The 15311-nt window shown below is 36.5% G+C and carries 16 protein-coding genes and 1 other RNA gene; 12 read left to right on the forward strand and 5 right to left on the reverse strand.

Features of this window, described 5'->3' with window-relative positions; all coding sequences use genetic code 11:
* Positions 1-210 precede the first annotated feature (210 nt).
* The gene (locus tag HMPREF9078_RS04570) at positions 211-1071 is read left to right on the forward strand and encodes a hypothetical protein (RefSeq protein ID WP_009419573.1); all 861 of its coding nucleotides are present in this window, start codon (positions 211-213) and stop codon (positions 1069-1071) included.
* Between the two features lie 75 nt (positions 1072-1146).
* The gene (locus tag HMPREF9078_RS04575; protein WP_009419574.1) at positions 1147-1872 is read left to right on the forward strand and encodes a molecular chaperone DjiA; all 726 of its coding nucleotides are present in this window, start codon (positions 1147-1149) and stop codon (positions 1870-1872) included.
* A gap of 27 nt (positions 1873-1899) precedes the next feature.
* On the opposite strand, the gene ffs is transcribed toward HMPREF9078_RS04575, so the two are convergent.
* Positions 1900-1998: signal recognition particle sRNA small type (gene ffs, locus HMPREF9078_RS11360), an RNA gene on the reverse strand.
* Between the two features lie 161 nt (positions 1999-2159).
* Between ffs and HMPREF9078_RS04580 the strand changes: the two genes are divergently transcribed.
* From HMPREF9078_RS04580 to HMPREF9078_RS04615, 8 genes are all read left to right on the forward strand, one after another.
* Positions 2160-2639, forward strand: a complete 480-nt coding sequence (locus HMPREF9078_RS04580) for a CAP domain-containing protein (RefSeq protein WP_009419575.1) — start codon at positions 2160-2162, stop codon at positions 2637-2639.
* 29 nt (positions 2640-2668) lie between these two features.
* A complete protein-coding gene (locus tag HMPREF9078_RS04585) occupies positions 2669-3241 on the forward strand; it encodes a TatD family hydrolase (protein WP_009419576.1) in 573 nt (190 codons plus the stop codon).
* Between the two features lie 101 nt (positions 3242-3342).
* Positions 3343-3537, forward strand: coding sequence for a 30S ribosomal protein S21 (gene rpsU / locus HMPREF9078_RS04590; protein WP_002674401.1), 195 nt, complete (start codon positions 3343-3345; stop codon positions 3535-3537).
* 531 nt (positions 3538-4068) lie between these two features.
* Positions 4069-6297 (forward strand): ribonuclease R, encoded by a 2229-nt coding sequence (rnr, locus tag HMPREF9078_RS04595; protein ID WP_009419577.1) that lies wholly within the window; start codon positions 4069-4071, stop codon positions 6295-6297.
* A gap of 414 nt (positions 6298-6711) precedes the next feature.
* Positions 6712-7236 (forward strand): hypothetical protein, encoded by a 525-nt coding sequence (locus HMPREF9078_RS04600; protein ID WP_009419578.1) that lies wholly within the window; start codon positions 6712-6714, stop codon positions 7234-7236.
* 22 nt (positions 7237-7258) lie between these two features.
* Positions 7259-7795, forward strand: a complete 537-nt coding sequence (locus HMPREF9078_RS04605) for a hypothetical protein (RefSeq protein WP_034542860.1) — start codon at positions 7259-7261, stop codon at positions 7793-7795.
* A gap of 21 nt (positions 7796-7816) precedes the next feature.
* Complete coding sequence (locus HMPREF9078_RS04610; RefSeq protein ID WP_009419580.1) at positions 7817-8275, forward strand: hypothetical protein; 459 nt, start codon at positions 7817-7819, stop codon at positions 8273-8275.
* Between the two features lie 123 nt (positions 8276-8398).
* The gene (locus HMPREF9078_RS04615; protein WP_009410480.1) at positions 8399-9064 is read left to right on the forward strand and encodes a LysE family translocator; all 666 of its coding nucleotides are present in this window, start codon (positions 8399-8401) and stop codon (positions 9062-9064) included.
* A gap of 85 nt (positions 9065-9149) precedes the next feature.
* Here HMPREF9078_RS04615 and HMPREF9078_RS04620 read toward each other — a convergent pair whose 3' ends face one another.
* From HMPREF9078_RS04620 to HMPREF9078_RS04630, 3 genes are all read right to left on the reverse strand, one after another.
* Positions 9150-9665: an OmpH family outer membrane protein gene (locus HMPREF9078_RS04620; RefSeq protein ID WP_009419581.1), complete on the reverse strand. Its 516-nt coding sequence runs from the start codon at positions 9663-9665 to the stop codon at positions 9150-9152.
* A gap of 372 nt (positions 9666-10037) precedes the next feature.
* On the reverse strand, positions 10038-10856 hold the full coding sequence (locus tag HMPREF9078_RS04625; protein WP_009419582.1) for a class I SAM-dependent methyltransferase: 819 nt from the start codon (positions 10854-10856) through the stop codon (positions 10038-10040).
* A gap of 115 nt (positions 10857-10971) precedes the next feature.
* Positions 10972-11304, reverse strand: a complete 333-nt coding sequence (locus HMPREF9078_RS04630) for a hypothetical protein (RefSeq protein ID WP_009419583.1) — start codon at positions 11302-11304, stop codon at positions 10972-10974.
* Between the two features lie 181 nt (positions 11305-11485).
* On the opposite strand from HMPREF9078_RS04630, the gene HMPREF9078_RS04635 reads away from it, so the two are divergent.
* Both HMPREF9078_RS04635 and HMPREF9078_RS04640 read left to right on the forward strand, forming a co-directional pair.
* Positions 11486-12277, forward strand: coding sequence for a hypothetical protein (locus tag HMPREF9078_RS04635; protein ID WP_009419584.1), 792 nt, complete (start codon positions 11486-11488; stop codon positions 12275-12277).
* Positions 12278-12297: 20 nt separating this feature from the next.
* The gene (locus tag HMPREF9078_RS04640) at positions 12298-13005 is read left to right on the forward strand and encodes a WG repeat-containing protein (RefSeq protein ID WP_009419585.1); all 708 of its coding nucleotides are present in this window, start codon (positions 12298-12300) and stop codon (positions 13003-13005) included.
* On the opposite strand, the gene HMPREF9078_RS04645 is transcribed toward HMPREF9078_RS04640, so the two are convergent.
* Complete coding sequence (locus HMPREF9078_RS04645) at positions 12998-15130, reverse strand: family 65 glycosyl hydrolase domain-containing protein (RefSeq protein WP_009419586.1); 2133 nt, start codon at positions 15128-15130, stop codon at positions 12998-13000. The genes HMPREF9078_RS04640 and HMPREF9078_RS04645 overlap by 8 nt on opposite strands.
* Positions 15131-15311 lie beyond the last annotated feature (181 nt).

Genomic DNA, 15311 nt, shown 5'->3' on the forward strand with positions numbered 1-15311 from the left:
CTATATCATAGTATATTTTTCTTTTTGAAAATCCTTATCCCCTATTTCTCCTAAAAACTATCTGTGTGGCTCACTTTTCCGAGTCTCCCCGAGAGCTCCTAACCAGACTCTTCTTCATTTTCTCATTTTCTCATTTCCAAATTTTCTAATTTTCCAAATTTGCTCATTTGCTAATTACCTCCTATCTTTGCCCCCATAAAACAAATTATTATGAAATATATTTATACTCTCATTGCCCTACTAACAGCTACTAATACCTTTGGGCAGAACATATTTTTGCTCAAAGAACTCTTTTTAAAAGGAAACGTAAAATCCGTGCGCGTTATCCCTTATCAAGTAAAAGAAAACAAGAAATACCGCATTCAAAAAACAGCTGTAAAGAAATTCTATTACGATGAAAATCTGTTTCTCTTAGCCAATGAGCAAGGATATGTTGTCCAACAAATTATGTTTGCCGACCGAAATGTGTTCAACCTTAAAACAGAAGTAACTTACGACGATAATAACCGAGAAACAAACTTAAAAGTATACGACGAAACCGATACTCTATTGCGTGAGTACACCCTTACTTATGACGATAAAGAGAAAAAAATGCAGAAAACTGTCTACTTCCCTAAAACAGGTAAGGAATATTTAGTACTTTCAAGTGATACAAACAAACGCAGTTACCCTACCTATGCTACTTATTACAACACCGATGAAAGTATCAAAAACTACTCTTCATATAAGTACGACAAGAGGGATAACCAACTCGAAACCAAAGTCTACAATCCCGATAAATCAGTAAAATATACCAAGAAGACAAAGTATAATAAAAACGGATTCGTTACCCACCAAATAACCAAATCCAACGAAAAGAATAAAAGCCTCGAAACAGTGTATACCTATAAAAAAGAGCCTTTTCCTACTGAAATGCTCTTAATTTTCGAAAAGAAGACCCATAATAAAGCAAAGAAAATAAACTATACCTTTTCTTATCAATACGATGAAAAAGGTAATTGGATAGAGAAGAAATGCTTTTCCGAAGGCAAATTAGTATATATCGTAGAAAGAGAAATCACATATTATTAGTAAATTAGCTTCATATTTAATTATTGGTATTATTGGCATTTCTGGTATTATTGGCATTATTAAAATTTATATCGTATGAGCTTATTCTCTATTCTTATATTTCTTTTTTTCTTTTGGCTTTTTAGACAACTTTCCCAACAGCTACCCACCGAGCAGCCCTTTCGCAACCCATTTCAGCAAAACATATCACCCGCTACATTCGAGCTGAATCTCCTCTCACTTTGTAGCTTAGTCATCAAAGCCAACGGACGTGTTACCCAAGCCGAATTAGATTTCGTGCGCTTGCAGTTCGTACGCCTTTATGGTAAAGAACGCGCCAATGCCGTGTTTCGCAGTTTTAATGAACTAATAAAAGGACGCGAGATAGAAGCTCCCCGAGTAGCAATGTACATACGCGCTCGTACTACCTACGAAACACGCTTGCAAATCCTCTATTTTCTCTTTGGTATTGCTCAAGCCGATGGAGTAGTAAGCCAAGACGAAGTACAACAAATAGAGCAAATAGCCTATTACTTCCAGATAGAAAAAAGTGATTTTATAAGCATCAAAGCAATGTTTGCTAACACTTATGGTAGTAATAGCTATACCCAAACTCCCAATGAAAATGCTTATGCTATTTTAGGTATAAGCCCCCAAGCTACTGATGCCGAAGTAAAACAAGCTTACAGAAATATGGCAAAAAAATATCACCCCGATAGAGTGATTACAGAAGATGAAGCCATAAAAAAAGGCGCCGAAGAAAAGTTCAAACAAGTACAACAAGCCTATGAACAAATCGCACGCCAAAGAGGAATGAACTAACCTAATAGCTTACCCCTATAAACAAAAAAGTGGCAAGCTACCTACATCGCACCGCTACAACCGAATACCTTTGCTGTGTTCCCACCCTGGAGGATTTTTCAGGAGCTGGTCGTGTAGGACTTGCCGGCGACAAAAGTACAACTTTTTTATTACATAGCAAATTTTTTCTATTTTTTTTCTTGCTTAGTAGCTCTATTTTTATTACCTTTGCACCAAAAGTTGTTGTATAACAACCTTTCAAAATCTGGTTAAAACAGTTAAAGAACAAAGAAAAATATTAAATATCAATGATGAAAAAACTATTCTTTTTATTCTTAGCGCTCCTATCGCTACAATGTAGTAAATCACAAGATAGTGAGACCACAGGTTCGAGCTCTAACAAGATGCTCACCCTTATCAATCAGCAACGACAAAAAGGCTGCAATTGTGGTAGTAATTATTTTAAACCCGTACCTCCTGTAAAGTGGAATAAAACAATAGAAAAAGTAGCCAAAGCCCATAGTGACGATATGCTTAAACGCAACGAATTAACTCACTATAGTAAAAACGGACAAGATCCTGGTAGAAGACTTACTAACGCTGGTTATAAATGGGCTACGTGGGCTGAAAATGTAGCTATGGGACAACAAAATGAAGAAGAAGCGATGAAAAGTTGGCTCGAAAGTCCTTTACACTGCGCTAATATTATGAATGCCCAAGTTACTGAAGTAGGTGCTGCTCGTAGTGGTAAGTATTGGACGCTACTCTTCGCTGCTCCTTATCCTTAATTTCTAATTGCTTCCTAACTCTTAAAACAATGTATCTCGACGTTCATTCGCATACCCAGCACTCAACTTCCGATACTTTGGTGATTCGCAATCAGTATCCACTTACCGCCGATACCAGCGAACCTTTCTCAGTAGGTATTCACCCTTGGTTTTTAAACGATTTTGAGGCGCAGTGGAATGCACTTATACCCTTAGCCCAGCACTTCAATTGTTGGGCTATAGGTGAATGTGGCCTCGATAAGAACGTTACCTCTCCCCTATCCTTACAACAAGAAATCTTTTTAAGACACATAGAATTAGCCGAAAGTTTAGAACTCCCACTTATCATTCACTGTGTGAAAGCTTATGCCGAGGTAATACAACTCCGCAAGCGCACCCGCTCACAACAGTTATGGATATTACACGGCTTCAGAAAAAACCTAAAAGTAGCACAAGAGCTCATCACTCACGACATTGCCATTTCTTTTGGCACTCCCCTACTCTATTCTCATCAATTGCAAGAAGTCTTTAAGAAAATCCCTCCTGAATATCGGTTTTTTGAAAGTGATGACAGTATTCAACCATTAGTTATCAAACAAGTCAAACAAGCCAGACTTATCTAAGGTCTGAAACTTAAATCTAAAATTTTCTACTTAAAAAATTTGCTCGTTTGCTAATTACTTCATATCTTTGCGCCCTGAAAATTGAAAGGGGGTGTATCTTTATGTTAATAATTCCTTTAAAAGACGGAGAAAGCATCGATAAAGCTTTAAAACGTTATAAACGCAAATTCGACCGTACAGGTGTAGTACGTGAACTACGTGAAAGACAACATTTCACTAAACCTTCTGTACGCAGAAGAGCCGAAATCCAAAAAGCACAATACATTCAGCACTTGAAAGATCAAGAAGAAGTATAGTTCATTGTGGAGATATTCAATTTTTTTAAGTAGGAACGGATTAATTAATTCGTTCCTATTTTTTTATTTAAGTGTTGTTCATTATCCTTATCGGTATTGTTCATTGTCCATTCTTAAATTGTGCATAACTTGAGGAAGAAAAAACACTAAAATATTTGCTCTTTTATGTTTTCTGTGTATACAAAAATGAAGATGAAAAAAGCAAATTTATTTCTTATAAAATATCCACTACTTTTTGTCAGTTATGAACAATCTGCCCAATGAAAAGTTCTCAACAAAAAGTTGTGCATAATATCAAAAAGAGTTATCAACAATTTTACTTAAAATATTCATTTAAAAAACCGTAAATCATTTTTTATTGTTGATAACTAATTATAATATCCTTAAACTGAAAAAAGCAAGTTTTTCAGCCTAATTTTATCCCTCTTATGAACGTCATCATAATAATAACCCTTCTTTTTTTAGAAAGAAATCTTTTTCAATTTATAATTTGGTGATTGTTGATAACTCAAAAATATTTACTTTTGCAATATGAAAAAAACAAATAAAACTCAAAAGCAAGGAAAATCAGGAAAACCTAAAAAGAATAAGAGTTTAGCTAAACGCAACAAGCAAGAGCTTATCAAAGCGATTTTCTCGGTGTTACAAGAACACCCCGAAGAGAGTTTCAACTACAAGCAAATTGCTGCCAAACTCCACATTACCGATGCACCACGTCGTGATATGCTGGTGAAACAACTCGTACAACTGAAAGAGAAAAAACGCATTGTAGAAATCGACCGTGGAAAGTATCAAGCTATCCCTATGCAACACTATTATGTAGGTACGCTTGATGTGAGTACGCGCGGTAATGGTTATGTAATAGTTGATGGTTTAGACAACGACATTTTTGTAGCACAGAATTTTCTAAATAAAGCCCTCCACGGCGATTTGGTGGAAGTGTATGTATTTCCGCGTTTTAGAAATCGCAATAAGATGGAAGGAGAAATTAGTAAGGTGTTAGAACGCAACAAAGTGCGCTTTGTAGGTACTGTGCAAATGCATAAGAACTTTGCCTTTGTCGTCCCTACCGATGCCCGTATGTATACCGATTTCTTTGTGTTGAAAGACAAACTCAATGGCGCTCAGGATGGCGATCGTGTGATTGTACGCATAGAAGATTGGAAAGACAAAAGCGATTCTCCTATGGGGGTAGTGGAACAGATACTCGGTAAACCAGGGGAACAGACTACCGAAATGCACTCTATCTTAGCCGAATATGGTCTGCCGTACACCTATCCAGAAGAGGTAGAAGCCTTTGCTAAAAAGTTAGACCTTTCTATTACCGATGAAGAGATTGCCCGTCGTCGTGATATGCGTGAAACTCTCACTTTCACTATCGACCCTCGCGATGCAAAAGACTTTGATGATGCACTGTCGTTTAAAGTGTTAGAGAATGGTAACTACGAGATAGGGGTACATATCGCCGATGTATCGCACTACGTGAAAGAAGGCACTATATTAGACGAGGAAGCCTATAACCGCGCTACTTCAGTATATTTGGTAGATAGGGTAGTGCCAATGTTACCTGAAATACTCTGTAACTTTGCTTGTTCACTCCGCCCCGATGAAGATAAATACACCTTTTCGGCAGTGTTTGAGATGAATAAGAAGGCTGAAGTAGTAGATATTTGGATAGGACGTACTGTAACACACTCATCATTTAGGTTTGCTTACGAAGAAGCACAATCAGTAATAGAACAAGCTAAAGTAGGGGAGGGGTATACCATTCCTGCCGAAACTTCCATTACCGATAAAGAGCGCTCAGTACCTGCTGAGGTAGTAGATGCTATTCTCACACTCAATACCTTAGCCGAAAAACTTCGCGGCAAACGTATGCGTTTGGGAGCTATTACTTTTGATAAAGTGGAAGTAAAATTCGACCTCGATGAGAATGGAAACCCTACAGGGGTATATTTCAGAGAAAGCAAGGAAGCCAACAAGCTGATTGAAGAGTTTATGCTTTTGGCTAACAGAAAAGTAGCTGAGTATGTAGCCAAAATGAAAAAGACATTCGTATACCGCGTACACGATGAACCCGATGCCGAAAAACTACAACAGTTCAACACGGTTATTAACCGATTTGGTTATAGTTTGGATTTGAAAAACCGCCAAACCACTACCGATTCGCTTAATAATCTCTTAGAAGAAGTAAAAGGAAAGAAAGAACAAAACTTAGTCGATACTTTGGCAATACGTTCGATGGCAAAAGCTACTTATACTACCAAAAACATAGGTCACTACGGTTTAGCATTCGATTATTATACCCATTTTACTTCGCCTATACGCCGTTATCCCGATGTGATGGTACACCGCCTTTTGCAACTCTATTTAGATAATGCCCCTTCACAACCTGAAGCCGAATATGAAACCAAATGCAAACACTCGTCACAAATGGAGAGTTTAGCAGCATCGGCAGAGCGTGATTCTATCAAATATATGCAGGTGAAATATATGGAAGCCCATAAAAATCAGCAGTTTGCAGGAGTGATTTCAGGGGTAACCGAATGGGGTATTTATGTAGAAATTACTGTGAACAAATGCGAAGGATTGGTGCGTGCTCGCGACATCAAAGACGATTATTACACTTTCGACGAACAACAATACGCCTTGGTAGGACAAGCCACTGGCAAAACCTATCAGCTTGGCGATGAAGTAATGATACGTGTGAAAAACACCGACCTGATGAAAAAGCAATTAGACTTTGAATTGGTAGATTAGTCATAGCACAGCAAGCAGTTTTTGCATCACATACTTTGCCAAAGTTTCTTGCCCGTACGGCTCGTACCTTTGGCAAAGTTTTTTATGTTTTTAATAATATATTGAGTAATAATGTATATTTATAAAATATTGATATATAAATAATTATAAGCTATTTTGTAGAATGATAGTAAAAGAGTTGTAAAAATATTTGGAAGTTATAAAAATATAATATACCTTTGTCCTATAAAATCCTAATGCCTATGACTGATATTGATATTATTTCCTTTGGAGATATATTTTGTTGTTTTCTTCTATAAACAAAATATAGTGAGAATTTTTCCTTAAAAATAACTTCCCCTAACTGAGCTACGGGTTACTGTCTTCATAAAAAGAACGTGCAAAAGAAGTATTTTTTTAACTAAAAAAATTAGTATGCAAAGACTCATAAAGATTTCGTTGTTTATGCTATGTTTTATAGTAGCGTTAGTGTCTTGCTCTAAGGATAAAAATCAAGATCCATTGCAAGATTTGCAAAATAAGTCAATGACTTATGAAGACTTCTTTAAAACTGTTTCAGAAAAAGAAGTAAGTGTTCCAGAAGATAAGGTACTTTTTATCTCTTACGAATTTAATGCGAAAGATGAGACTATTACTTTATTGTCAAGTACTGAGGCTTTTCCCAGTGAAAAAGTAGTTTGGGATGCTATAGTTAAGCATTACGAGCTTGAAGCTTCTCGTGAAGGAGGAAAGTATGATTATATTGTAACTTGTGATAAAGGCTGGAGTAAAAAATGTGAAGCATATAGTTGTTTAGGTGTAGTTAAAAGTTGCTTGAATCAAGGAGGATGTGCAACTGTTTGTAAAGCTAATATGGTTTATGTTCCAGATATAAAAGCTTTTTATATATCAGCTAATATTGATGAATTAGTGTCATCAAAAGTTGAAGGAGAATTTTAGTTTAAATTTAAAATTTTTCACTATGAAAAAAATATTTAAATTTTCATTTCTAATGGTATGCTTAAGCATAGCCTTTATATCTTGCTCTAAGGATAAAAATCAAGATCCATTGCAAGATTTGCAAAATAAGTCAATGACTTATAAGGAGTTCTTTGAAACTGTATCAGAGAAATCAGTAGACTTTGTTCCAAATGAGAAAGTATTACTTGTCTCATACAAATTAAACAAAGATGACAATACCATCACTTTCTTGTCAAGTATCATTGCTGAATCAAGCTGGGGTGTAGGTTTTGACGTTGCTGGTAAATATGAAGAGCAACAAGCTTCTCGCTCTGACAAAGAGACATATACAGTATCTTGTACAGGGGCTAAAGGTGGAGATTGGACAAAGGGTTGTAATGGAGATTATAGTTGTGGAAAGCTGCTTTACGATTGTGCTGAAGCTGGTGGTTGTGGAACTGTTTGCAAGACTTATATGGTCTATGTACCTGATGTAAAAGCTTTTTATATTTCAGCTAATATTGATGAATTAGTGTCATCAAAAGTTGAAGGTCTTTAGTTAAATTTAAATTTTTACACTATGAAAAGAGTATTTAAATTTTCATTTCTAATGGTATGCTTGAGCATAGCCTTTATATCTTGCTCTAAGGATAATACTACTGATGATAAGCAGTTATCTTATGATAATTTTGCTTCAGTAGTGATGCAACCCTCGCAAGATAAAGACTTAGTGCGCTGGGTTTCTTTCAAAGCAAATCCTACTCAGAAAACTATTGAAGTACTTTCTAACAAAGAAGCTGAAGGAGATATGGCTATTGGTTTAGCTCCTCTTTTCTACAAACCTTCTGATACTAAATATACTGTATTAGGTATGCGTTATGAAGAAGATTATGAGTCTCAATTTACTACTAAAGAAGCTGCAATAGAGAATATTGTAAAGAATTTTGGAGCGCAAGGAACAACCTTGCACATAGTATATCTTCCAGATACTAAAACTTTTTTTGTTTCAGATACTACAGAATATTTGGTAGTTTTCTAATGACTAATAACTGAATTTCAATAGAGTATAGGGGAGAGGTACTAAAAACTTCTCCCTTATTTTTTGTAATTCAACAGTTTTTTAGTACTTTTGTGCAGTTAATCAAATTTTAGGTAGAAATAGATGTTTGCGGATGTATTGCTTGCATTACCTTTGGGCTTGTTGTTAGCTTTTACCATAGGTCCTGTGTTCTTTGTATTGCTGGAAACAGCCATTACTAAAGGATTTAGGGCAGCTATTGCTTTCAATTCGGGGGTAGTACTGGCAGATACTGTTTTCATTCTCATTGTCTATTTCACTACCAGCAGTCTGTTACGCGAAATCAAGGACGACCCTAAACTCTTCTTCGCCGGCGGACTCATAATGATAGCTTACGGACTCATCTCGTTCATCAAACTGAAAAAAGACTTCAAGAAAACAATAGATAACAAAGAGAATGCCTATTTGCAAGTAGCTGAAAAAGTGAACTATATAGCCCTCTTTATCAAAGGTTTTCTACTGAATTTCATCAACATAGGCGTTTTGGGTTTTTGGTTAGGAATTATTATTGTTTTTGGTCCTAAGCTTGATATGAATGCCAGTAGAATATTGGTGTTTTTTACTTCTATTATCTTAGTATACTTTGCAATAGATATCTTTAAAATTCTCATTGCTAAAAAACTCAAAAACCGACTTACCGCTTTTCATATCTACAAAATTAAACGCGCGATTAGCATTATATTGTTAGTCTTTGGAGTTTTCCTGATACTCCAAGCGTTCTTTCCTAACGTATTACAATTAACTGATTAGCTATCAATAAAAAAACTTTGTCAAAGTCTTAAAACTCTGACAAAGTCTATTTTCTATTGCCTATGGCCTAATGCCTGTGGCCTTGTTACTTCTTACCTGATTTATATTGATTGTTCAAGTATTCAGTAACTTCTTTAGTAATATCTTTGTTATCAGCACCATAGAGCACGCTGCCGCCGTCGTTAGCACCAAGGATAAAGGTATAGCCTTTTTGTTTGCCATATTCTTTAATGTTTTTCTTCACTTTGCTAAGTAGAGAATCCATTTGAGTTTGGCTTTCCATTTGTATTTTTTGTTCCTCTTGTTGCAAATGTTGTTGCAATATTTGGCTTTTTTGCATCAGTTCGTTGTATTTTTTCTGAGCTACGTTCTGAGGGAGAGTTTTAGCCTGAGCGTCGAAAGCACGCGCTTCAGTTTGGAACGCCATTGAAATACTGTCGCGTTTTCGTTCGTAGGTACTAATTTGTCCTTTTAGTTTTGCCTCGATGTCTTTTTTTTCTTGATAGTCGTTTAGAAGTTTAGAGTTATCTACAAACGCCACCTTGTCGGTACAAGCAGTAAGGGCGAGCAGTGCTACGCCTGTTAAGATGAGTTTTTTCATTTTTATAATGTTTAATTTGAATTACGTGGCAAAAGTAAGAAAGTTTTACGTGTAAAAGAAATATTTTTTAATTTTGTTACTAAAAAAGTGAAAATACTCTCTTTCGTCACTATTCATTACACCTTGTTTCACCTGAAACATTTTACTACCTTCTTTTACCTTGTATAAATTTATTCTATATCAGAAACAATCTTCTATAAATGTACTTTATCGAAACTGACTTTATTACAGCTTTTTTTAAGTATTATTTTTTAAAAAGTAATAAAGTATAGGGTAATAGTTGAGAAGTCTTATAAAAACGTCTTATTTTAAGTTTTTACTATTTTTAGCTTCAGAAATATAAAAAAATAGACAATTCTTAGCTCTTACTTCTTATTTCTTGCCTAAAACATAAATCTGCGATGAGTACTCTCCTTTCCTCCAACCATAATAATTTGAACGGAGTCCGTTGATGAAACCTTTAAGAAAATTTTTCTTTCCTGTTTTATATTGCTCGGAAAGCATACTCACATAGAAGGCATCAAAAAGCATAGGGTGGGTGGCAAGTAACTCAAAACCTTCTTTGGTAAAAAGCTGTTCGATGCTATCCTTAGAAAAATGCCATAAGTGTCGGGGCACATCATAAGCTGCCCAGTAGGCTCCGTAGTGCTGTGCATCCCACGAACGATAATTAGGTACAGCTATAACAGCTAAGCCGTCTTCTTTCAGTAAGTTACTGATGAGCTGTATTTCTTGTGTTACATCGGGTACGTGTTCCAATACGTGCCACATAGTAATCACATCAAAAGAGTGGGGGAGGAGGTTACTAAAATCAGCTTGTAACAAAACTCCTTTTTCTTTTGCTTTGGTACGTGCTTTCTCGCTGGGCTCTATGCCCATAGTCTCCCAATGTGCACACTCTTTACCACTACGCACAAAGTCGCCTGTACCTGCACCTATATCAAGCAGACGAACATTTCCTTTTTTGTATTGTTTGATGAGTTTTATTTTGTGCTTTAAGTTATAACTTTTCACCCATTGGTAGAGTTTATCAAATAGTGTTTTGCGACTGTCTGTATGCGAAATATAATCCTCACTCTCATAGTATTTTTTAAGATCATTAGGTAGGGGAGTAGTGCGGTAAAGTTTTAATACTGAATCATATACGAGGGTAAAATCCTCTTGTGATACGCTGTAATCTTTAATTGTCATTAGTTGTTAGTGTTTAGTCGTTAGTTACTACTTGTCAATTATCAATTGTGAATTATCAATTGAAAATGTTCCACGTGGAACATTTCTTATATACTTACTTTTTATCTTTTACTTGTTACCTTTTACCTCGTAAGAAAGCAAACAATTTTCTCTTCTTCAAATATTCAAGGTTGTAATCATTCTCGTAGGCTTCACGTTCAAAGATGATATTTTGGTAAGCTCTCTTCTTATCTTTATACTTAATATATTTCACTATAAAATCTACAGCATACCATATATAGAAAAATATCACCAAGAGTTCTCGTTGCTGAGCTAAATGTATGCGCTCGTGGTTGATGAATTGTACATCTTTTAGTAGTTTTGGGTCGTTAGTAAATATAAAAGGGTAAAGGGTAATACCACTAAAACCCTTAGGTACTAAATATCTATTTACTATAAACCGATTCATATAAGTAAAAAGTATGTGGCAAAAGTAGTGAGAAATTAGTAGATAAACAAATGAATTGGGAATTATCAATTCCCAATCGTTAATTCATAAATGTTCCACGTGGAACATTTATGAATTGGATATATAGCTTTATTAAAAAATATTTATTACCTTTGTCGGCGTAAAATAATAATATATCAGTATGAAAAAGTTTTTAATCCTGTTGTTATTTCCTTTTTTCGGAATGGCACAAATTATCAATACTCCAGCTACACGTTTGGAGAAAGAACTCAATGGTAAAGTAAAAGCCCTTACCGAACGTACTTATGACGTCTTTCAAGGTAACCTTAAACAAAAGCGTCTTGCAACCGAAAATTATTATGAATTTAATGAAGAAGGAAACACCTTGCAGTTAGAACAAAAATATAGTGGTATTACTTTGCGTTACGACTATGTCTACAATGCTGAGCAAAAACCTCTACAAGTAAAAATATTGAGAATGGCTCACGGAGGTATACAGAGTTCTACAGGACTCTATGAATATAATAACCAAGGGCATTTAGTAACATATCGTACAATGATGGAGGGTAGTGCTTCGCCTACACAAACCTATACTTTTAATAAGTGGGACGCTAATGGTAACCCTACCGAAGCTCTCTTAGTAACACCCGATAGTAAAGCGAAGGTATTCCAGGAGTTTGATAAAAATAACCAGCGCACTTTGCTCAAAATGGTAACCGAAGGAAATCCACCTACCGAGATGCGCATCTCAGTGCGTTACGACCGTGAGGGTAGGGTAGTGGAACGCAGTATTGCTGAGGGAAACACCAAACCCGATGTAATGCATTATACATATGATAAAAAAGGTATTCCTACCGGCGTAAATAACCAGAAGTTTGAACATACTTTTGATAAGCAAGGTAATTGGGTTACTCGCATTGTATTCGTCAATGGATATATCGTAGGATTTACAGAAAGAGAAATAAAATACTAATATTAAAAATACATATACTTATGAAAAGACTATTTATTATTACTTTAGCTTTATTCTGTACGGCTTGTAATACCGATTGGCGCAGAAAATACGATGAGGTATATCCGTCCCAAAACGGAATTTCAATGGTAAGAAAAGATAATAAATACGGACTCGTAAATGCCGAAGGTACCGTCGTAGCACCTTTGAAGTATGATTATATCAACATCTACCCTTCTGCCGGAATACCTTTTTATGATGTTACTATTAATAATTTATATGGGGTGATACGCCCTTCGGGTGAAGAACTCATTCCTGCTCAGTATAATTTTATTTCGTATTCCGAAGGTGTTTTTATTGTACAACTCAATGATAAGAAGAAACTTCTTAGTACTAATAACGAAACACTCACCCCTTGGTATGACGAAATAGACCTCTTTTTCGGTGGTCTGGCTCGCGCTAAACAAGGTAATAAGTATGGCTATTTAAATATTAAAGGGAAAGTAGTATTGCCTTTTGTATATGATGACGCTGATGATTTCAACGATAGTAAAAAGGCAATAGTGAAGTATAAAGGTAAGTGGGGAATGATTGATAATCTCGGTAATACAATCATTCCTTTTGAATACGAACAGGCTGAACCCTATACTAAAAGCAATGAGGAATGGGAAGATTATTACTATATCCTCATAAAGAGAGGCAGAGAGGTAAATATAGATAAAGAAGGTAATCTTTTGTCATTTAAATAATCACTTCTTTTACCTCTCCTCTAAATATCACTTTAAACGATAAACGCTTCCATTGTTTAGGCAAGCGAGGCGTAAACGTTAGTGTACCGTTCTTTACACGCATACCAGCAAAGCCCTCTACAATGCTGAGCCACGTGCCTGCCATCGAGGTGATGTGTAACCCTTCGTGTACCTCCTTGTTGTAGTCGTCCAAATCAAGCCGAGCTGTACGCAGGTAGAGTGCGTAGGCTTCCTCTGTCTTCCCTAAGGCTGATGCGAGTACACTATGCACACAAGGTGAGAGTGACGACTCGTGTACGGTGAAAGGCTCATAAAACTCATAGTGCTTTTCGAGTTGTTTTTTGGTAAATCGCTCTTCAAAGAAATAAAACCCCTGTAACGTATCTGCCTGTTTGATATAAGGCGAACGCAATATCCTATCCCACGACCAATGTTGGTTGAGCGGACGCTCCCCAGTAGGAATGGCACTTACAGGCTTAAGGTCTTTATCCAAAAAACCGTCTTGTTGTAAGTATACATCATACTTTTCGCTATAAGGCAAGTACATATGTTCCACAATATCACTCCACTCCTTCAATTCTTTAATAGTCACCCATTGCTTTTCGCTCTTGTATTTCAGTGCCATAGTCGCTGCATAACTCAAACACCAAGAGGCAAGATAGTTCGTATAGAAATTATTGTTTACATTGTTTTCATACTCATTAGGACCTGTCACCCCTAAGATTACGTACTGTTTCTTTTCTTCTGAAAAATTGACTCTCTGTGCCCAAAAACGTGCAATAGCAATAAGTACTTCCATTCCATATTCTTTCAGGTACGACTCATCGCCCGTATAGCGTGTATAGTTATAAATTGCAAAAGCAATCGCCCCGTTGCGGTGTATTTCTTCAAAGGTAATTTCCCATTCATTATGGCACTCTTCACCGTTCATCGTTACCATAGGGTAAAGCGCAGCCCCGCCAGTAAAACCGAGTTTCTGGGCGTTTTCAATAGCTTGTGGCAACTGTTTATAGCGGTACAACAGCAGATTGCGAGCTACTTCCGCGCCCTTGGTAGCCATATAAAAAGGCAGGCAATAAGCCTCAGTATCCCAATAGGTACTACCACCGTACTTTTCACCCGTAAAACCCTTAGGTCCTATGTTCAAATGGGCATACTTGCCCTGATACGTTTGGTTGAGCTGAAAGATATTAAACCGGATACCTTGTTGCGCTTTCTCATCACCTTCAATCACAATATCCGATGTCTCCCATATCGTCGCCCAATCTTCTTTCTGCATCTCCAATAACCCCTCAAATGTTAATACCTGTGTGTCTCGTACCTTTGACAAAGTTTTAGACTTTGTCAAAGGTGTATAGCCACCATATTTTTCAATACGAAAGGTTTGGTTTTGCTTAACAGTTACTTCATACTGCAACCCTATATAGTTCTCCTTTCTATTTTCTTTTCCACTGATATTCAGTTCTTTTCCTTCTATAAAAAGATGATTTTCCATAAAGGTTTGCACTTTAAAGGCTGTCTTTTTAGTTTCAGCAAGTATAGTAGCGCAGTTGTTTTCCGAAGAGATTTCCAAAGTATTCCAAAAATGCTCGTCCCAGTTAGCATCATTATTCTTAATACCACTGTCTAAGTAACTTTCTATTTCTATGGAAGTATTAGTATTAAGAGGACTAATCTCATAACGTAAAGCTCCTATTTCATCATAACGCAACGAGAGTAAACGCACCACTTTTACAGCAATTTCCACACCGTTACGAAGTGTAGCCGTAAAACTTCGCTCGTACCAACCCTCTTTCATATTCAGTTGTTGGTGGAAGTTTTTTACCTCCAAACAAGTGTTTAAGTCTAATAGTTCCCCGTCTATTTTGATGTGCAGTCCTATCCAGCTGGGCGCATTGAGCACTTTGGCAAAGTACTCAGGGTAGCCGTTTTTCCACCAACCCACTCGGGTTTTATCGGGGTAATAGACCCCACCGATGTAGCTCCCTTGAAGTGTATCGCCCGTATAGTCCTCTTCAAAGTTAGCCCGCATTCCCATAGCCCCATTTCCAAGGCTGAAAATACTTTCGTGTTTGGTAACCTCAGCTTTATTAAAGCCCTCTACGATGATGTTCCACGTGTTCATAGCAATTAGTCTTCACAAGTTTAAAGTGCAAAGGTAGAAGATAATTAGCAAACGAGCAAATTTGTATAATTAGCTCATAAATACCCTACCCAATAATGATTACCATTACACTTTTCCATCATACCTTCGCTTTTTCTGTCTCCACATTCTCCCTTTCCGTCCCTACACTCCCCCTCTCCTT

The organism is Capnocytophaga sp. oral taxon 380 str. F0488 (assembly GCF_000318255.2).
Lineage (GTDB): Bacteria > Bacteroidota > Bacteroidia > Flavobacteriales > Flavobacteriaceae > Capnocytophaga > Capnocytophaga ochracea.

What these genes read in the sequence shown, in the direction of transcription:
- HMPREF9078_RS04570 (WP_009419573.1), top strand. Translation starts at nt 211, where the DNA reads ATGAAATATATTTATACTCTCATTGCCCTACTAACAGCTACTAATACC.
- HMPREF9078_RS04620 (WP_009419581.1), bottom strand. Translation starts at nt 9,665, where the DNA reads ATGAAAAAACTCATCTTAACAGGCGTAGCACTGCTCGCCCTTACTGCT.
- HMPREF9078_RS04625 (WP_009419582.1), bottom strand. Translation starts at nt 10,856, where the DNA reads ATGACAATTAAAGATTACAGCGTATCACAAGAGGATTTTACCCTCGTA.
- rpsU (WP_002674401.1), top strand. Translation starts at nt 3,343, where the DNA reads ATGTTAATAATTCCTTTAAAAGACGGAGAAAGCATCGATAAAGCTTTA.
- HMPREF9078_RS04580 (WP_009419575.1), top strand. Translation starts at nt 2,160, where the DNA reads ATGATGAAAAAACTATTCTTTTTATTCTTAGCGCTCCTATCGCTACAA.
- HMPREF9078_RS04615 (WP_009410480.1), top strand. Translation starts at nt 8,399, where the DNA reads ATGTTTGCGGATGTATTGCTTGCATTACCTTTGGGCTTGTTGTTAGCT.
- HMPREF9078_RS04585 (WP_009419576.1), top strand. Translation starts at nt 2,669, where the DNA reads ATGTATCTCGACGTTCATTCGCATACCCAGCACTCAACTTCCGATACT.
- HMPREF9078_RS04630 (WP_009419583.1), bottom strand. Translation starts at nt 11,304, where the DNA reads ATGAATCGGTTTATAGTAAATAGATATTTAGTACCTAAGGGTTTTAGT.
- HMPREF9078_RS04635 (WP_009419584.1), top strand. Translation starts at nt 11,486, where the DNA reads ATGAAAAAGTTTTTAATCCTGTTGTTATTTCCTTTTTTCGGAATGGCA.
- rnr (WP_009419577.1), top strand. Translation starts at nt 4,069, where the DNA reads ATGAAAAAAACAAATAAAACTCAAAAGCAAGGAAAATCAGGAAAACCT.
- HMPREF9078_RS04605 (WP_034542860.1), top strand. Translation starts at nt 7,259, where the DNA reads ATGAAAAAAATATTTAAATTTTCATTTCTAATGGTATGCTTAAGCATA.
- HMPREF9078_RS04645 (WP_009419586.1), bottom strand. Translation starts at nt 15,130, where the DNA reads ATGAACACGTGGAACATCATCGTAGAGGGCTTTAATAAAGCTGAGGTT.
- HMPREF9078_RS04640 (WP_009419585.1), top strand. Translation starts at nt 12,298, where the DNA reads ATGAAAAGACTATTTATTATTACTTTAGCTTTATTCTGTACGGCTTGT.
- HMPREF9078_RS04575 (WP_009419574.1), top strand. Translation starts at nt 1,147, where the DNA reads ATGAGCTTATTCTCTATTCTTATATTTCTTTTTTTCTTTTGGCTTTTT.
- HMPREF9078_RS04610 (WP_009419580.1), top strand. Translation starts at nt 7,817, where the DNA reads ATGAAAAGAGTATTTAAATTTTCATTTCTAATGGTATGCTTGAGCATA.
- HMPREF9078_RS04600 (WP_009419578.1), top strand. Translation starts at nt 6,712, where the DNA reads ATGCAAAGACTCATAAAGATTTCGTTGTTTATGCTATGTTTTATAGTA.